The sequence below is a fragment of the Streptomyces sp. NPDC101166 genome, from assembly GCF_044768125.1.
Taxonomy (GTDB): Bacteria; Actinomycetota; Actinomycetes; order Streptomycetales; family Streptomycetaceae; genus Streptomyces.
Map to the genome: position 1 here is coordinate 518,951 of NZ_JBIWPF010000001.1, position 17,731 is coordinate 536,681.

A 17,731-nucleotide genomic window follows, 5' to 3' on the forward strand; every position below is an offset into this window, starting at 1 on the left:
ATCGGCGTTCGAGATACTGAACGCCTGCACTGTGCACGAGGCTCCGACCAGGCCCCGCAGCATCCACAGTCCCTTCCCTGAGACACGTCGCCCTCGCCTGGCCGCCGCCCGCCCGCCCCCTCGGCAGCCCTGTTTCCGGAAGGTCGGCGATCGTTATGACATGGACAGATCATATTCTCGGTCGCCGTGCGGCCCTCGCCGGCACCACCGGCCTGGCCGTCGGCGCCCTGTTGCCTCCCGGCATCGCGAGCGGCGCCACCGGCGGCGCCGTGCCCGCGGCCCCGCCGGGACCGGCGGCCTGCGCCGCGGCAGCGGCGTCCTTCGCCAACCCGGTGATCTGGCAGGACTTCGCGGACATCGACGTCATCCGCGTCGGCGGCACCTACTACCTCTCCGCCTCCACGATGCACTACTCCCCCGGCGCGCCGGTCCTGCGCTCGTACGACCTGGTGAACTGGGAGATCGCCGGCCACTCGGTTCCCGTCCTCGACTTCGGGTCCAAGTACGACCTGAACGGCGGGCGCGGCTACGTCCGGGGCATCTGGGCGTCGTCGCTGGCGTACCGCCCGAGCAACAGGACGTTCTACTGGCTGGGCCAGATCGACTTCGCCCGGACCTACATCTACACCGCCACCGCCGCCGAGGGCCCCTGGACCCGGCACGCGACGCTCGGCACCGCCTACTACGACGCGGGCCTGCTGGTGGACGACGACGACACGATGTACGTCTCGTACGGCAACAGCACCATCAGCGTGGCCCAGCTCTCCGCCGACGGCCGCAGCCAGGTGCGATCGCAGCAGGTGTTCACCACGCCGTCCAGTGTCGGCACCCTGGAGGGCTCCCGCTTCTACAAGATCAACGGGAGTTACTACATCTTCCTGACCCGCCCCGCCAACGGCCAGTACATCCTGAGGTCGACCAGCGGGCCCTTCGGCCCGTACACGATGCGGCAGGTCCTGCTGAACCTGCCCGGGCCGATCTCCGGGGGTGGCGTCCCGCACCAGGGCGGGTTGGTGCGGACGCAGGCCGGGGCCTGGTACTACATGGCCTTCATCGACGCCTACCCGGGCGGCCGGATGCCCGCGCTGGCCCCGGTCACCTGGACCTCGGACGGCTGGCCCGCCCTCCAGCTCGTGAACGGCGCCTGGGGTGCGTCCTATCCCGCCCCGGCCGTGCCGGCGCCGCCCCGCCAGGTCACCCCCCTGACCGGCGTCGACACCTTCGACGGGACCGCCCTCAAGCCGAGGTGGGAGTGGAACCACAACCCGGACAACGGCAAGTGGTCCGTCGACAACGGCCTGACCCTGCGCACCGCGACCGTCACCGACGACCTGTACTGGGCCCGCAACACCCTCACCCACCGCATCCAGGGACCCACGTCCACCGCGACGGTCCAGCTCGACCACTCCGCGATGCGGGACGGCGACCGGGCCGGGCTCGCCCTGCTGCGGGACTCCTCGGCGTGGATCGGGCTCAAGCGCGCCGGCGGCACGACCCGGCTGGTCATGGTCGACGGGCTGACCATGGACGGCAGTTGGAACACCACCGGCAAGGGAACCGAACGCGCGAGCGTGACCGCGCCGGGCGGGGGCCGCATCTGGCTGCGGGCGACCGCCGACATCCGCCCCGGCTCCCCCCGCCCCGGCGCCTTCTCCTACAGCACCGACGGCGTCAACTTCACCCGCCTGGGCCCCACTTTCACGATGGGCAACGACTGGCGCTTCTTCATGGGTTACCGGTTCGCCCTGTTCAACCACGCGACGCAGGCGCTCGGCGGCTCGGTCCGTGTGACGCGGTTCGAGTTGTCCACGCCCTGAGCGCCGCGCTCGTCATCGCCTTCCACCCGCAGTCGACCTCCACCCGCACTCGACCGTACGAGGAGAGACATGAATCCCTTCCACCCCGCACGGCGACCGGCCCGGCGCCGCACACCGGCGTCAGCCGTACTGGTCGCCTCGGCCCTGCTGGCCACCGGGACGGCGGCCGTCGCGCCGGCAGCCGCACAGGCGGCCCCGGCGCGGTCCGCCGCACAGGACGCCGCCGCGCCCGCCGTGAAAGCGAGCACTTTGGGGGCCCAGGCGGCCCAGAGGGGGCGCTACTTCGGGACGGCGGTGGCCGCCGGGAAGCTCGGCAACGGGCAGTACACCGCCATCCTCGACCGGGAGTTCAACTCCGTCACGCCGGAGAACGAGCTGAAGTGGGACGCCACGGAACGCTCCCGCGGCTCGTTCAGCTTCGGCCCCGCCGACCAGATCGTCAACCGCTCCCTCGGACGCGGCCAGCGCGTACGCGGCCACACGCTCGTCTGGCACTCCCAACTGCCCGGCTGGGTCGGCGGCATCACCGACGCGGGCACGCTGCGCAGCGTGATGAAGAACCACATCAACACGCTGATGTCCCGCTACCGGGGCAAGCTGTACGCCTGGGACGTGGTCAACGAGGCGTTCGCCGACGGCGGCAGCGGCCAGCTGCGCAGCTCGGTCTTCCGCAACGTGCTGGGCACCGGATTCGTCGAGGAGGCGTTCCGCGCCGCCCGCTCGGCCGACCCGTCGGTCAAGCTCTGCTACAACGACTACAGCATCGAGAACTGGAGCGACGCCAAGACCCAGGGCGTCTACCGCATGGTGCGCGACTTCAAGGCGCGCGGCGTCCCCATCGACTGCGTCGGCTTCCAGGCCCACTTCGGCACGGGCGGGCCGCCGGCGAGCTTCCAGACGACGCTGTCCAACTTCGCCGCGCTCGGCGTCGACGTACAGATCACCGAACTCGACATCGCCCAGGCTCCGTCGGGCGCCTACGCCAACAGCGTGCGGGCGTGCCTGAACGTGGCCCGCTGCACCGGCGTCACCGTGTGGGGCATCCGGGACAGCGACTCCTGGCGGACGGGCCAGAACCCGCTGCTGTTCGACAACAACGGCAACAAGAAGGCCGCCTACCAGGCCGTCCTGACGGCGATGGGCGGCTCGGCCGTCCGCGGATAGACGTCCGCCTTCGCGGGTCCCGCCGACGGGTGGGACCCGCGTGCGTTCTCCCGCCGCCGCGGGCTCAGTCCCGTACCGCCCGGTTCTCCATGGACTCCACCAGCCGCCCGAGCGCCTCGACGACCCACTCCCGGTCGTCGCCGAGGCTCGCCAGCAGTTCGGCCTCGGCGGCGAGCTGGCGGGGGAAGAGGTCGTCGACCGCCGCGGCGCCCGCCTCGGTGACGGTGACCAGAGCCGCGCGCCGGTCGGCGGGGTTGGGGACGCGGGCGATGAAGCCGCGGCGCTCCAGCTTGCCGAGCGTCTTGCTCACGCCCGCGCGGGACAGGCCGAAGCGCTGGGCGAGGCTGCTGGCGATCACCGGATCGGTGGCGTGCCGCAGGGGGACGAGCATGTCGACCTCCGGAGCGGTGAGCGGGGCGCCCGCGTAGAGCGGCTCGACGGCACGGTCCAGCAGCCGGGTGGCGCGCTTGAGCAGGCCGATCACCTCCATGGGGGAGACGTCCAGGCCGGGGTTGCGCTCGGCCCAGCGGGTTCGGACCTCGCCGGGCGGGGCGGGGAGGGAGGACATGCGGCTCGCCTTCTCACGAACGGACTATTTGTTAACCAGTGAACCATCGGTTACCGTTGCGCCCATGGTATCCCCGTCCCCTTCCCCGACCGCCCTCGCGCACCACACCGACGGGCATGACGCGTCCACGGACGCCCCCCGCGCCGGCGCCCCCGCTCCGGCCGCCGAGCGCTCCTCCAAGTCCCTGATCGTCGTCCTCGGCGCCCTCACCGCCGTGACCCCGCTGGCCATCGACATGTACGTGCCGGGCTTCCCCTCCATGGGGAAGTCGCTGGGCACGAGCAGTTCGGCCGTGCAGCTGACGATGACCGCGTTCCTCGCCGGCCTCGTCGCCGGCCAGCTGCTGATCGGGCCCCTCAGCGACCGGCTCGGCCGCCGCCGGCTGCTGATCGGCGGAGCGGCCGGCTTCATCCTTCTCTCCGTCGCCTGTGCGCTCGCCCCGAACGTCGGCCTGCTGACCGCGGCCCGCTTCCTGCAAGGGGTGAGCGGAGCGGCCGGCACCGTCCTGGCCCGCGCCGTCCTCACCGACCGGTTCCAGGGCGCCGAACTGCCCCGGCACTTCGCCGTGCTGTCGCAGATCCTCGGCGTGGCCCCGATCGCCGCGCCGGTGCTGGGCGGGGCCGTGCTGTCCGTCGCCGGTTGGCGGACGGTGTTCGCCCTACTGGCCGTGCTGGGCGTCCTGCTCCTGCTGGCCGTGGTGCGGGCGGTGCCGGAGACGCTGCCGCCCGAGCGCCGGCAGAGCGGCGGGCTCACAAGCACCTTCCGGGCCATGGGCACGCTGCTCACCCGCCGGACCTTCATGGGCTACGTCCTCGTCCTCGCGTTCGTCTCCGCCACGCTGTTCACCTACATCAGCGGCTCCAGCTTCGTCTTCGAGCACCTGCACGGAGTCTCCTCGACGACGTACTCGCTCATCTTCGCCACCAACGCGGTCGGCATGCTGGTCAGCGGTTCCGTCTTCGCCCGGCTGGTGCGCCGGGGCGTACGGCTGAACACCCTGCTCACGGCGGGCGTCAGCCTCGCGGCCCTCGGCACGCTCGCCCAGGTCCTCCTCGTGCTCACGGCCGGCGAGACGCTCGCGGGCACCTGGGCCTCCCTGTTCGTCACCGTCGCCGCGATCGGCCTGATCCTCCCGGCGGTCATGAGCATCGCCCAGACCCTCGGCCGCCGCTCCCCCGGCGCCGCCTCCGCCGTCCTGGGCGGTCTGCAGTTCCTCTGCGGCGCGCTCGCCTCACCGCTGGTCGGCCTGTTCGGGGAAGGCAGCTCCCTGCCGATGGCCGTCATCATGCTTCTCGCCATGGCGGCGGCCGCCGTCGCCCTGACCGCGCTGGCGCGCCCCTGGCGGCGCGAGGGCGAGCCCTCGGACGGCTGAACCGCGCCCCCGCCGCGCCCCCTGAGGGGCGGGCCGGTTGAGCGGTGTGCGGTGCGGCGGGATGCTGGAACCAGTGGCCCGTGAAGCGCCGTGCGACGGGATGCCGAGGGCAGTACCCGTGATCCGCGGTGCGGCGCGGGGTCACTGCGGCGACGGGTGGATCGTATGGACCCTGTGGATCCCATGAACCCTGCGGACGACCCGGGGGAAGCCCCGGGCCCGGTGGACGGCGAGTCCGGTGTGACCGCGACCGCCGGGGACCCGGTCGTGCCCGAGGACTTCGCGGTCGTCGTCGACGCCACGGCGCGGGTCATGGTGTGGAGTGCCGGGGCCGAGACCCTGCTGGGATTCACCGCCCGCGACACCGTGGGCCGGCCGGTCGCCGAACTGCTCGCCGCCGGCCTGCCCCTCTCCGCCCGCAGCCACATCGCGGACGGGGAGCCGTGGACGAGCGAGGTCTCGCTGCGACGCCGGGACGGCGACCGCGTCACCGTGGAGCTGAGCGGCACACCGCTGACGGACGCCGGACCGAGGCCTCTGTGGCTCGTCACCGGTGCGCCCGTGACCTACCCGGCCGGGCCGGCCGACGAGGGCGCGGCCCGGCTGTGGGAGCGGGCGCTCGCGCAGCTGCCGCTGCCCGTGGCGGTCTACGACCACGAGGCGCGGTTCGTCGCCTGCAACCGGACGATGAGCCGGGCCATGGGCCTGACGCAGGAGGAGATGCGGGGCCGTACCCTGCGGGAGATCCAGCCGTCCCACGCCGAGACCGACCGCCTCCAGCGTCATGCCCTGCGCACCGGTGAGGCCATCCACAAGGAGGAGCAGCCCGGCCGGGCCCTCGGCGAGGTCCACGACCACGCCTGGTCGCTGTTCCTCACCCCCGTGAAGGACGAGAACGGCACGGTACGGGGTCTGTCGGCGCTGGTCGTCGACACCACCGAGCAGTACTGGTCCCGGCGGCGCCTGGAGGTGCTGAACGACGCCAGTGTGAGCATCGGCAGGACCCTCGACGTGACCCGGACCGCCGAGGAACTGGCCGAGGTGGCGGTGGCCGGGTTCGCCGACTTCGTCACCGTCGACCTGCTGGAGTCCGTCGTCCGCGGGGACGAGCCGGAGCCGCTGTCGCCCGGCGCGCCCGTCGCCTTCCGTCGCTGCGCGCAGAACTCGGTGCTGCCCGGCTGCCCGGAGGCCGTGCTCCCGGTGGAGGGAACCGGCGTCTATCCGCCGGACTCCCCGCCGGCCGTGGCGCTGCTCAGCGGACGGGGCACCCGGCACCGCGTCGGCGACCCGGCCCTGCGCGCGTGGCTGTCGAGCTCCCCGGACCGAGCCGCCAGCGCGCGACGGCACGCGATGCACTCGATCCTGCTGGTGCCGCTGCGCGCCCGCGGGGTCACCCTGGGCCTGATCCACCTGGTGCGGCACCGCACACCGGAGGCCTTCGGCGACGACGATCTGCTGCTCGCCGAGGAGATCGCGGCGAGGGCGGCCGTGAGCGTCGACAACGCCCGCCGCTACACCCACCAGCGCCGGACCGCGCTGGCGCTCCAGCGCAGCCTGCTGCCCGAGCGGCTGCCGTCCCTGGCGGCGGTGGACGTCGCCTACCGCTATCTGCCGGCCGGTTCCGCGAGCGGCGTCGGCGGCGACTGGTTCGACGCGATCTCCCTGTCCGGGGGGCGGGTCGCGCTGGTGGTGGGCGACGTGGTGGGCCACGGCATCCACGCCTCGGCCACGATGGGCCGGCTGCGCACCGTCGTCCACACGCTCGCCGACGTGGACCTCGCCCCGGACGAGCTGCTCACCCAGCTCGACGACCTCGTCATCCGTCTGGACAGGGAGGAGGGGCCGGACGCGCGGGAGCGGACGGAGGAGGGTTCGGGCGAGGTGGGCGCAACCTGTCTGTACGCCGTCTACGACCCGGTCTTCCGCCGGTGCCAGCTGGCCCGGGCCGGACACCCGCCGCCCGCGCTGGTGACCCCCGAGGGAGCCGTACGGTTCCTGGACGTGCCGGCCGGGCCGCCGCTGGGCCTCGGCGGCCTGCCGTTCGAGGCCGTCGAGGTCGATCTGGAGGAGGGCAGCCTGCTCGCCCTGTACACCGACGGTCTGATCGAGGCCGCCGAGCGGGACGTCGACGTCGGACTCGGGCTGCTGCGGGACGCGTTGAGCTGCACGGGGCACGACCTTGAGGAGACCTGCGACCGGGTGGTGCGCAAGGTGATGCCCGCCGCTCCCGCCGACGACGTCGTGCTGATCCTGGCCCGCACCCGGGCGCTCGGCGCCGACCAGGTGCACACCTGGCGGTTGCCCTCGGAGCCGACGGCCGTCGCCGGGGCCCGCCGGATGGCGAACGACCAGCTGGCCGCCTGGGGGCTGGAGGAGCCGGCCTTCGCCACCGAACTGATCGTCAGCGAGCTGGTCACCAACGCCATCCGCTACGGCCACGACCCGATCCAGCTGCGGCTCATCCGGGGCGACGCGCTGATCTGCGAGGTCTCCGACGGCAGCAGCACCGCGCCGCACCTGCGCCGGGCCCGCACCTTCGACGAGGGCGGACGCGGACTGCTGCTCGTCGCCCAACTGGCCGAGCGGTGGGGCAGCCGCCAGACCCCGACCGGCAAGACGATCTGGGCGGAGCTCTCGTTGCCGGGATGAGACGTGCCGGGGGCGGGGCCGCCTGTGAGCACCTCTCCCCCTTCGAGGGGGCGGGGCTTCGGCGGCTCATGCTGGCGCCGGGCCGCGCGGGCGTCACCGGCGATCACGCAGGAAGGCGTCGATCCCCTCGCGCGTGGGGTAGTCCGGCAGGGGCGCCGGCTCGTCCCGGAGGAACGCGGTGACGACGGCGGCGGCACGGTCGTCGTTGCCGGCCAGGCCGTTCCACATGTGGTGCCCGACCGCGGGCATGTACTGGGTGCGCCGGACGGCGGGGTCGGCGGCGAGGACGGCGGTCGCCCACTGGCGGACCTGAGAGGAACACTCGGCGATCATCAGCATGGCGGGCGTCTTCGAGCGCCTCAACTGCGGTGCGAGGGAAGGGGAGTCCTTCACCGTCTGCTGGACGCGAAGGCTGGCGGCGGCGCTGAAGGTGAAGTTGCGCGCCGAGTCCTCGGAGGGGATGCGGTGCGCGTCGCGCGCGCAGTAGGCGGACGCGGTGTCGCTGCCGAGGTCGGCGGCCTCGAACGCGTTGACGCCCTCGGCCTGTCCGATCAGCCCGGTGTCCGGGGTGAGGAGGCCGAGCCGCATGAGCCCGAACGCGACCGCGTAGCGCGGGGTGTGCGTCGACCGCGGTCCGGCCAGGTCCGGTGCGAGGCCGCGTGCCGACGGACGCCCCCGGTGTCCGGTGATCCCCGCCGTCGGGCCGTCCATCGGGCCGGGCTCGGCGATGATCGCCCGGTGCAGTCGTGGGGCGACGGCGGGGTCGGCCAGGGCCCGGGTGAGCACGACCCCGCCGGCCGAGAAGCCGAGCACGTCGGCCTGGCCCTCACCCCGGCCCAGCCGCTGGAGGAAAGCGCCGAGATCGCGGACCGACCTGGAGATCGTGTACTGCTCCATGGGGAGCAGGTCGCTGCGCCCGCCGCCGGCCTGTTCGTACGCGTAGACGTCGTGGCCCCGGCGCGCCAGCAGTTGCAGGAAGCGGTGGTCGAGCACTGATATGCCGCGGACCGGCCCCCCGTGGAGGTACACGAGCGGGATCGGCTGCCGGACGCCGGATCGTGCGGGCGGGTAGTGGTACACCGCGACCCTGCTGCCGGTGCTCAGGCTCCAGTGCTGGGTGGCCACGAAGGGCAGGGCGGGCGGCTGCTGACGGGTCGTGGGAACGGTCGGGACGCAGACCGTGGCCGTCAGCGCCGCCGCGAGGGCCACCGGCACGAACGGCACGAGTCGGGCCGCCCGGATGCGGCGTCTGCTCCGCCAGAGGGCGGCGGCCGAGCCGGCCGCGAGGGTCGTCAGCCAGGCGGCCAGCCCCGAGCCGGCCCCGTCCGTGAGGACGAGCACCAGGAGAAAGACGACGGTCAGCGCCACTGTGGCGGTGAGCGCCAGCAGTAAGCGGCCGGTGAAGCGGACAAGGCGGACGGCGGACGCGGCCATGAAGGACCCCTCGTTTCGGAACGATGTTCTGAAACGACGTTATCAGAAGGGGTAGGCTGCGCGTCATGGGCAGACCGAGGACGAACGACGAGGCGGTCGGAGAGCGGCTCGTGGCGTGCGCGACCCGGCTGCTGGCCACCGGTCCGCGCGAATCGGTCACGGTCCGCGCCGTGGCGGCGGCCGCCGAGGCGTCGACGACGGCGGTGTACTCCTTGTTCGGCGGCAAGGACGGACTGTTCCGGGCGGTACGCGACAGAGCTGTCGACGGCCTGTACAACGAGGTCTCGGCCGTGCCGTCCTCCGACGACCCCCTCGCCGACCTCTACGCCCTGGCCGTCGCGTACCGGCGATGGGGCCGTGGGCACCGACACCTGTACACGGTGCTGTTCGGCGGCGCGCAGACCTTCGACCCTTCGGGCGCGATCGGCACCCGGGACCCCGTCGGGCCGCTCATCGCGACGATCGAGCGGGCCCTGGCGAGTGACGTCCTCGCGGGGGAAGCGACGTCGATCGCGCTTTCCCTGTGGGTCACCCTGCACGGCGCGGTGACGCTGGAACTGGCCGGCGCATTCGACGGCCCCACGGCGGAGGCCGCCTTCCGGGGGGCCGTTCAGGCGTCCCTGCGCGGGTGGGCGGCCCCCGACGCCTTCCCCCGCCTCCGCCGGGTCGAACTCGCTCCCTGAAACCGGCGGAGAAGGTTCGTCGAAGCGCTTCGACGTCGTCATTCACTCCATGAGCCTTCGACGACGCGACGTCGGAAAGTTTCTTTGCCGCCCTTGTCCCGCTGCCCTCTTGTTCTGCGCGATACATGTCATTAGCGTTCGCGGCCGAGTGATGTGAAGCGCTTCGACTCGGTGCTTCGGCCCGGTTCGACGCTGCCCACGGCTCCGTCCGTCGCGCTGCCGCGCCTCGCACCTCGAAGACGCGTGACGGAAAGGAACTGACCGAGTGTCAAGCGACCAGCGGGCGGACGCCGTCGTGATGAACCCCGTGATCCCCGGCTTCCATCCGGATCCCAGCGTCTGCCGTGTGGGCGACGACTACTACGTCGTCTGCTCCAGCTTCGAGTACTTCCCCGGCGTCCCCGTCCTCCACAGCCGGGACCTGGTGCACTGGACGCAGATCGGCAACGCCCTCGACCGGCCGAGCCAGCTCCGGCTGACCGCCGGCACACCGTCCTCCGGCGGCGTCTACGCGCCGACCCTGCGCCATCACGACGGCCGCTTCTGGCTGATCGTCACCAATGTCGCCGAGGGCGGCGGCAACATGCTGTTCACCGCCACCGACCCCGCCGGGCCGTGGTCCGATCCCGTCCGGCTGCCGGGCGTGCCCGGCATCGACCCGGACCTCGCCTGGGACGAGGACGGCACCTGCTGGTGCACGGTCGCCGGGGTCTCGCAGGTCCGCATCGACCCGTACACCGGAGAGACGTTCGGCCCGCCGCGCGCACTGTGGTCCGCGAACCCCGGCGCCAAGGCCCCGGAGGCGCCGCATCTGTACCGGATCGGCGACCACTGGTATCTGCTCATCGCCGAGGGCGGCACCGAGCGCTGCCACGGCGTCTCCGTCGCCCGCGGGCGCACCCCGAACGGGCCGTTCGAGCCGTGCCCCGACAACCCGGTCCTCACCCACCGCGGCACCGATCACCCCGTTCAGAACACCGGCCACGCCGACCTGGTGCAGGGTCCCGACGGCTCATGGTGGATGCTGCTGCTCGGCGTACGGGCGGGCGGCGGCACCCCGGGCTGGCATGTGCTGGGCCGTGAGACGTTCCTCGCGCCGGTGCGCTGGGTGGCGGACTGGCCCGTCGTCGACGAGGTGCCGCTCGGCCTGCCCGCTCCCGCCTGGCCCCTCGTCCCCGGCCCCGTCGAGGCGGTGCGGGACGACTTCGACCTCGGCGAACTGCGGCCGCAGTGGATCTCCTTGCGCGACCGCCCGCCGGCGCACTGCACGCTCAAGGAGCGCGCCGGGTGGCTGACGCTGAGCGCCCGCGGTGACTGCCTGGACGAGCCGGACGTCGTGTTCGCCGGCCGCCGCCAGCAGCACCCCGCGTGCGCCGCGCGCACCCTGATCGACCCGGTGGAGGGGCGCGGCGGTCTCGCCGTACGGCTGGACGAGGAGCACCACTACGAGATCGAGGCGGGCGAAGGGGAGGTGCGGGTGCTCAGCCGCATCGGCCCGCTGCGCGTCGTCGTCGCGTCCCGGGCCGTCCCCCCGGGCCCGGTGGTCCTCGGCGTCCGCGTCGAGGAGAGCGCCCCGTGCGGCCCGCGCACCGGACCGGACACCGTCACGTTCGGCGTCGAGGAGCCGGACGGCTCGTTCACCGCGCTCGGCGCCCTCGACGGCCGCTATCTGTCGACCGAGGTGGCCGGCGGGTTCACCGGCCGGGTCATCGGCCTGTACGCGGCGGCCGGCACGGTCCACTTCGACTGGTTCGACTACGAGCCGCTCGGCCCCTGAACCGACACCGCGCGCCCCTCCTCAAGACGGCTGGAAGAACCCTCCCCCCACGGGCGGACCCCCGCTCGGACTTTCACGGAAAGGTCCACGATGAAGGGAACGCACCACGTACGAGGCCGCCGCGGCCCCGCTCCCGGCCGGCTGCTCGGCCTGCTCATGGCGCTGACCGCGCTGATCGGCCCGGCCGGGGCCACTGCTGTCGCCGCCCCCGGCCACCAGGAATCGCCCCCGGCCCCGCTCCCCCGGCTCGCCGCCACTCCGGCGCGGACGGTGGCCGCGATGCAGCCCAGCTGGAACCTGGGCAACACGCTGGACGCCGTCCCCGACGAGACCTCCTGGGGCAACCCGGCCGCCACGAAGGCCCTGTTCGACACCATCAAGGCCCAGGGGTTTCGCAGCGTCCGCGTCCCCGTCACCTGGACCGACCACCAGTCCCCCGACGCCCCGTACACGATCGACGCGGCGTGGATGGACCGCGTCGAGCAGGTGGTCGACTGGGCGCTCGCCGACGGCCTCCACGTCGTGATCAACGTCCACCACGACTCCTGGCAGTGGATGTCCCGCATGGCCACCGACCACGACCGGGTCCTGGCCCGCTTCAAGGCCACCTGGACCCAGGTCGCCGCCAGATTCCGGGACTCCTCGCCGGCACTGCTCTTCGAGAGCGTCAACGAGCCGCAGTTCGACAACACCAGCGACGCCCAGGGCATCCAGTACCTGCGAGAACTGGACACCGCCTTCCACGGCATCGTGCGCGGGTCGGGCGGCGGCAACGCGAGCCGGCTGCTGGTGCTGCCCACCCTGCACACCGACTCCGGCCAGAACTTCCTGGACGCCCTGGTCAGCGAGATGAGGTCGCTCGACGACCCCAACCTGGTGGCCACCGTGCACTACTACGGCTGGTACCCGTTCAGCGTGAACGTCGCCGGCGGCCACCGTTTCGACGCCGCCGCGCAGAAGGACATGACCGACCACTTCGCCCGGGTCCGCGCCACCCTCACGTCGAAGGGCATCCCGGTCTACCTCGGCGAATACGGCCTGCTGCAGTACCCGGACGACAACCATCCCGCCCGTGTCGAACAGGGCGAGGCACTCAAGTACTTCGAGCAGTTCGGCTACGAGGCCCGCGCCGCCGGGGTGACCACGGCCCTGTGGGACCCCGGCTTCTCCTACCTGAACCGCACCACGATGCAGTGGCGCGTCCCCGAACTGGTCGCCCAGATCAAGTCGAGCTGGACCACCCGCTCGGGCACCGCCTCCTCGGACCGGGTCTTCCTGCCCAAGTCGGCCGCGATCACGGCCAAGACGCTCACACTGAACCCCAACGGCCTCGCGTTCCGAGGACTTTGGCAGGGCAGCACCATGCTGCTGCCGGGCCGGGACTACACCGTCTCCGGCAGCCGACTCACCCTCACGGCCTCCGCCCTGACCCGGCTCGCCGGGAACCGCGCCTACGGGATCAACGCGACCGTCGAGGCCAGGTTCTCCCGGGGACTCCCCTGGAAGATCCATGTGACCTCGTACGACAGGCCGGTGCTGTCCGGCGCGACCGGCGGCTCCGGCGGTCTCACCGTCCCCGCGCAGTACCGCGGTGACCTGCTGGCGACCATGGAGGCCAGGTACGCCGACGGCGGCAACGCGGGACCGACGGACTGGACGCCGTTCCAGGAGTTCAACGAGGCCTTCTCCCCCGACTACACGGGCAACTCTCTCGTCCTCACCTCGAAGTTCGTCACCTCACTGCTGGACGGCGCGCAGGCGACGCTCACCTTCCACTTCTGGAGCGGAGCGAGTGTGACGTACCGCGTGACGAGGTCCGGCTCCACCGTGACCGGCGTCGCCGGCTGACGCACACGCCCCGGGCGCCGCCCGGTGCCCGGGGCCGGGGCGTGTGCATCACCGCGCGGCAGCCCGTGCGACCGCTTCCGCGAGGAAGCCGGCGACCTCGTCGGCGTGGGAGAGGTGCGGGGAGTGTCCGGAGGGAACGCGCAGGCTGTGGGCGGCGCGGGAGGCCCACTGTTCCTGGACGGCGGGCGGCAGCGCGGGGTCCTTCGTGGCCACCACGTACGACACGGGGACACCGGCCGGCGCGGCGCCCAGCTTCTCGGTGAAGGCCCGCAGACCCTGCCAGTTGAGGCGCTTGACGGCCTCGGCGGTCAGGTCCGGGTCGACGCCGCTGAAGACGGACTCCTCGGCGTCCCCCGCCTTGACGGCGAGCCCGTCGGGCGAGTGGATCCAGGTGGGCGGGAAGTCGCCGCCCATCCACTGCATCATCGAGGCGCCCGCCTCCAGCGCGAAGGCGGCCACGTAGACCAGTTCGGCCACCTCGTCGGCCTCGGCCGCGGCCCAGGTGGCGGGGACGCCGCCGTAGGAGTGGGCGGCGAGCACGACGGGCCCGCCGACGGCCGCGATCTCCGCACGGACCACGGCGACGTCCTCGGTGAGGCCTTGTGCGGCGGCACTGTCGCGATCGCTGCTGGGCAGTCGGACGGCGCGGGAGACGATGCCGCGGGCGGTGAGCCGCTCGCGCAGCGGGTCGAAGATCCACGGGGTGTGCATCGCCCCGTGCACCAGCACGACGGTGGGGTTCATCAGGAACGTCCTCAAGGGGTGGTTCGGCCGGCTCAGTCCGTCGCCGCGTCGCGGACGAGCGCGGTGTCGACGAACTGCTCGAAGCGGACGATGAGTCCGCCGCGGACGACGAAGTGATGGGCGACACGGACGTCGATCGGTTTGCCCGTGGCCTTGTTGACGGCGGTGTAGCGGGCGAGGACGACGACGTTCTCGCCGTCGACGACGTAGGTGTCGTCGTGGGCGGTCCAGCCCGTCCAGTCCCGGCCGAGCTTCTCCATCACGTTGGACGTGACGCCTTCGGGCGTGCGGTAGGTGCCGGCGAGCGGGAAGCCGGCCATCTCCGTCCACTCGACGTCGGGGGCGAGGGTGGCCCGCAGGGCCGCCAGGTCACCGGCCGCCGAGGCCAGGTACTGGCGGCGGACGACGTCGGCGGGGGCGGTGGAGGCGGCGAAGTCGGTGCTGTCGTGCGTCATGCCGGTCAGCCCCACTTCATCTCGCCCTTGGCCACCTTCGCGCCCAGCTGGGCGGCGATCAGCATGCCGTTGTCCGGGTAGCGCGCGACGAGTGCCTCGGTGAGCGCGGCGCCGTCGGCGGCCTTGTCCAGCTCCTCCTCGAAGGCGACCAGGTAGTCGCGGGTCGCGGTGATGGCGGAGGCGTCGGCGGGGGCGCCGGGGAGGCGGTGCCCGGGGACGACCAGTTCCGGCCGGAGCGCGGCCATCTCGTCGAGCAGGCCGATCCAGACGGCCCGGTCGTCGGAGGTGGGGGTGTCGGCGACCCACACGTGCTCCTTCTGGAACAGCAGGACGCCGCCGAGGAGGGCACGGTGCTCGGCCTGCCACAGGTAGTGGCGGTCGGACAGTCCGGCGGGGCCGCCCTTGAGTTCGAAGCGGTGGCCTTCGAGGGTGAGGTCGCCGGTGAGGGGCTCCAGGTCGACCAGGCGGGTGGGCAGGTTGGGGCCGAGGGCCTCCCAGGCCTTGAGCTTCCCCTCGTAGGAGTGCTTGATGTGCTCGATGACGATCGGGGTGGCGACGAACCGCGCCTCGGGGAAGGCGTCGGCGATGACCTCGGCGCCGAAGTAGAAGTCGGGGTCGCCGTGGCTGACGAACACCGTGGTGAGCTTCTTGCCGGAGTCGAGGACCTCGGCGGCCAGGCGGTGACCGTCGGCGCGGGTGAAGGCGGCGTCGACCAGCAGCGCCTCGTGCTCGCCGGTGACGAGGGTGGCGGTCTTGTTCCTGCTGCCGGCGGGGAAGTCGAGGTCGAGGACCTTGAAGGAGAGAGTGCTCATGACGTTCCTTTCGAGGCGGCCCGGCGAGGACCGGACCGGGGGGACGGGCAGGGCTGGGCGGGGGGCGGGGGTGGCGGTCACGGGACGGGGGCGGTCACGGAGCGGGAGCGACGGTCAGGAGGTGCGGGACGCGGTGAAGGCCGCCAGCCGCCGCTCCACCTCGTCGACGGTGGCGCTGCCGCGGGCCAGGGCGGACACACGGTCGCCGTCGACGGCGAGGAGTGTGGGGTATCCCTCGACGCCCAGCCCGGCGGCGCGCGCGAAGTCGGCCTCGGCCGCGAGGCGGGCCTCGGGGGACTCGAACGCCGTGGCGACGGCGACGGCGTCCGCGTCCAGCCCGGCGCTCTCGGCGACCTTCCGGTAGGTGGCGGTGTCGGACAGGCTGAGTCCCTCGACGTAGAAAGCCCGCTGCACGGCGACGGCCAGTTCCGCCGCCCGCTCGGGGGCGGCCCCGCGCAGGGCGGCGACGCCGCGGGCGGCGGCCTCGGAGTCCATGACGAAGGAGCCGTCGGCGATCAGCCGCTCGTACGCCTCGCCGAACTCGGCGCCGGTCAGCTCGGCGATCTTGGCGTTCGCGCCCTGGACATAGCCGAACCGGCGGATGGGCACCCGGCGTTCGCCGGTGAACAGGCCGCCGGAGACGACGTCCACGGTGAGTTCGGGGTGGTGGGACGCCAGGTCGCTCAGCGTCGCGGAGAACCCGTGCGACCAGCCGCAGTAGGCGTCGAAGACGTAGACGAGCTTCATGGGGAAACCTCGGCAGGTTCGGTGTCGTGCCCGCGCTGTCGCGAGCGATTCACCTGACACAACAGTACCTGACTCGTCAGATATTTCCATGATCGAGTGACGGTCGCCACACCGGTACCCGCCGCCGGCGCCCCCACGCAGCACCGCCGGCGGCGATCCCGGCGCGAGCCTGGTACGGACCGGCCGGTCAAGATTCGGTCTCGCTCGGCCGAAGCGGAGGCACCATGGCGTTACCCGCGGTAAGTTCCGCCCGCCCACTCCCCGTTCTCAGGAGTTCCGCTTCATGCGCCGACTTCTCACCTGCGTCGTGGCGGCGTCAGCCGTACTCGGCGGGTTCATCGCCGACGCCTCCCCCGCTGCCGCCGCGGACCCGGCCTCCGGTTCCTTCAGCGTCCTCGTCTACAACGTGGCGGGGCTGCCGGAGGCCATCTCCAGCGCGCCCACGCCCCGCGAGCCCGCCACCACGGCCATCGGCCAGCGGATCGCCCCGTACGACATCGTCCATGTCCAGGAGGACTTCAACTACCACGCGCGGCTGTACGCCGGTGACACCGCGCACGCCTACCGCACCCCCACCAGCGGCGGCGCGGGCATCGGCAGCGGGCTCAACACCCTGTCGAAACTGCCCTACGACGCCGACGACTTCGAGCGTGCGCGCTGGAACTCCTGCCAGTTCGACTCCGGCGACTGCCTCACGCCCAAGGGGTTCACGTTCATCCGTCACCGCCTCGCCGAGGGCGTGTACGTGGACTTCTACAACCTGCACACCAACGCCGGCACCAACCCCGGCGACCTGGCCTCCCGCGCCGACAACCTCAACCAGCTCACCGCCTTCATCAAGTCCCACTCGGCGGGCAACGCCGTCGTCGTCATGGGCGACACCAACACCCGCTACACCCGCTCCGGCGACACCATCGCCGAGTTCGCGGCGGCGAACGGCCTGACCGATCCCTGGGTGCAGCTCGTCCGGGGCGGCACACCGCCCGCCAAGGGCAGCGACGCCCTGGTCTGCGACCAGAGCGGCCCCACCGTGCCCAACACCTGCGAGATCGTGGACAAGGTGCTGTACCGGGGCAGCAAGCTCGTCTCGCTCAACGCCACCTCCTACGCCAACGAGCACGCCAAGTTCCTCAACGAGGCGGGCCTGATGCTGTCCGACCACGACCCGGTCAAGGTGGACCTCGCCTGGTCCCGCAACGCGGCCTTCCAGTTCAGCGACCAGTTCGGCGGCCCCCACGGCGACCACTACAACGACGTCGACGCCGTCCCGGCGGGCGCACGCCCGGTCGGGGTCACACTGCGCAGCGGCGCGCGCGTCGACGGTGTCGCACTGACCCTCGGCGACGGGAAGGTCCTCAGCCACGGCGGGACCGGCGGTACGGCGACGTCCCTCACCCTGGGCAGCGGGGAGTACCTCACCTCCGCCCAGCTGTGCCAGGGACAGAAGGACGGCCGTACGCGGATCTTCTCCGCCAGGTTCACCACGAACCTCGGCAGGAACCTGTCCGGCGGGACCACCACCTCCGACTGCGTGACGCGCACCGCGCCGTCGGGCTGGCAGATCGCCGGCTTCCACGGGCGCGGCGGCGACGAGGTCGACAAGCTGGGCTTCATCTTCACCAAGCGCTGAGGCGCGGAAGCCGTCGCCGCCACGCGGCTCC

At 72.5% G+C, this 17,731-nt stretch carries 14 protein-coding genes; 8 read left to right on the top strand and 6 right to left on the bottom strand.

Going from position 1 to position 17,731, the window contains the following annotated elements:
* The first annotated feature begins 155 nt into the window (after positions 1-155).
* Both ACIRS4_RS02250 and ACIRS4_RS02255 read left to right on the top strand, forming a co-directional pair.
* The gene (locus ACIRS4_RS02250; protein WP_404188684.1) at positions 156-1,817 is read left to right on the top strand and encodes a glycoside hydrolase 43 family protein; all 1,662 of its coding nucleotides are present in this window, start codon (positions 156-158) and stop codon (positions 1,815-1,817) included.
* 69 nt (positions 1,818-1,886) lie between these two features.
* Complete coding sequence (locus ACIRS4_RS02255; protein WP_404188687.1) at positions 1,887-2,981, top strand: endo-1,4-beta-xylanase; 1,095 nt, start codon at positions 1,887-1,889, stop codon at positions 2,979-2,981.
* Between the two features lie 64 nt (positions 2,982-3,045).
* On the opposite strand, the gene ACIRS4_RS02260 is transcribed toward ACIRS4_RS02255, so the two are convergent.
* Entirely contained in the window at positions 3,046-3,549 is a 504-nt protein-coding gene (locus tag ACIRS4_RS02260) for a MarR family winged helix-turn-helix transcriptional regulator (RefSeq protein WP_404188689.1), read from the bottom strand.
* A 64-nt stretch (positions 3,550-3,613) separates the two neighbouring features.
* Between ACIRS4_RS02260 and ACIRS4_RS02265 the strand changes: the two genes are divergently transcribed.
* The gene (locus ACIRS4_RS02265; protein WP_404188692.1) at positions 3,614-4,921 is read left to right on the top strand and encodes a multidrug effflux MFS transporter; all 1,308 of its coding nucleotides are present in this window, start codon (positions 3,614-3,616) and stop codon (positions 4,919-4,921) included.
* A gap of 183 nt (positions 4,922-5,104) precedes the next feature.
* The gene (locus ACIRS4_RS02270; RefSeq protein WP_404188695.1) at positions 5,105-7,570 is read left to right on the top strand and encodes a SpoIIE family protein phosphatase; all 2,466 of its coding nucleotides are present in this window, start codon (positions 5,105-5,107) and stop codon (positions 7,568-7,570) included.
* A gap of 93 nt (positions 7,571-7,663) precedes the next feature.
* On the opposite strand, the gene ACIRS4_RS02275 is transcribed toward ACIRS4_RS02270, so the two are convergent.
* On the bottom strand, positions 7,664-9,004 hold the full coding sequence (locus ACIRS4_RS02275) for an alpha/beta hydrolase (protein WP_404188698.1): 1,341 nt from the start codon (positions 9,002-9,004) through the stop codon (positions 7,664-7,666).
* Between the two features lie 65 nt (positions 9,005-9,069).
* Between ACIRS4_RS02275 and ACIRS4_RS02280 the strand changes: the two genes are divergently transcribed.
* The 3 genes from ACIRS4_RS02280 to ACIRS4_RS02290 all read left to right on the top strand — a co-directional run bounded on the left by ACIRS4_RS02280 (position 9,070) and on the right by ACIRS4_RS02290 (position 13,312).
* Positions 9,070-9,687 carry a TetR-like C-terminal domain-containing protein gene (locus ACIRS4_RS02280; protein ID WP_404188701.1) on the top strand — a complete coding sequence of 206 codons (618 nt, stop codon included), beginning with the start codon at positions 9,070-9,072 and terminating at the stop codon, positions 9,685-9,687.
* Between the two features lie 298 nt (positions 9,688-9,985).
* On the top strand, positions 9,986-11,464 hold the full coding sequence (locus tag ACIRS4_RS02285; RefSeq protein ID WP_404189757.1) for a glycoside hydrolase family 43 protein: 1,479 nt from the start codon (positions 9,986-9,988) through the stop codon (positions 11,462-11,464).
* 90 nt (positions 11,465-11,554) lie between these two features.
* On the top strand, positions 11,555-13,312 hold the full coding sequence (locus ACIRS4_RS02290) for a cellulase family glycosylhydrolase (protein WP_404188704.1): 1,758 nt from the start codon (positions 11,555-11,557) through the stop codon (positions 13,310-13,312).
* Between the two features lie 48 nt (positions 13,313-13,360).
* On the opposite strand, the gene ACIRS4_RS02295 is transcribed toward ACIRS4_RS02290, so the two are convergent.
* From ACIRS4_RS02295 to ACIRS4_RS02310, 4 genes are all read right to left on the bottom strand, one after another.
* On the bottom strand, positions 13,361-14,056 hold the full coding sequence (locus ACIRS4_RS02295; RefSeq protein WP_404188707.1) for an alpha/beta hydrolase: 696 nt from the start codon (positions 14,054-14,056) through the stop codon (positions 13,361-13,363).
* A 32-nt stretch (positions 14,057-14,088) separates the two neighbouring features.
* Complete coding sequence (locus ACIRS4_RS02300) at positions 14,089-14,511, bottom strand: nuclear transport factor 2 family protein (RefSeq protein WP_404188710.1); 423 nt, start codon at positions 14,509-14,511, stop codon at positions 14,089-14,091.
* A 5-nt stretch (positions 14,512-14,516) separates the two neighbouring features.
* Complete coding sequence (locus tag ACIRS4_RS02305) at positions 14,517-15,323, bottom strand: MBL fold metallo-hydrolase (protein ID WP_404188713.1); 807 nt, start codon at positions 15,321-15,323, stop codon at positions 14,517-14,519.
* Between the two features lie 114 nt (positions 15,324-15,437).
* A complete protein-coding gene (locus ACIRS4_RS02310) occupies positions 15,438-16,070 on the bottom strand; it encodes a DsbA family protein (protein ID WP_404188716.1) in 633 nt (210 codons plus the stop codon).
* Between the two features lie 283 nt (positions 16,071-16,353).
* On the opposite strand from ACIRS4_RS02310, the gene ACIRS4_RS02315 reads away from it, so the two are divergent.
* Entirely contained in the window at positions 16,354-17,700 is a 1,347-nt protein-coding gene (locus tag ACIRS4_RS02315) for a jacalin-like lectin (RefSeq protein ID WP_404188719.1), read from the top strand.
* Positions 17,701-17,731 lie beyond the last annotated feature (31 nt).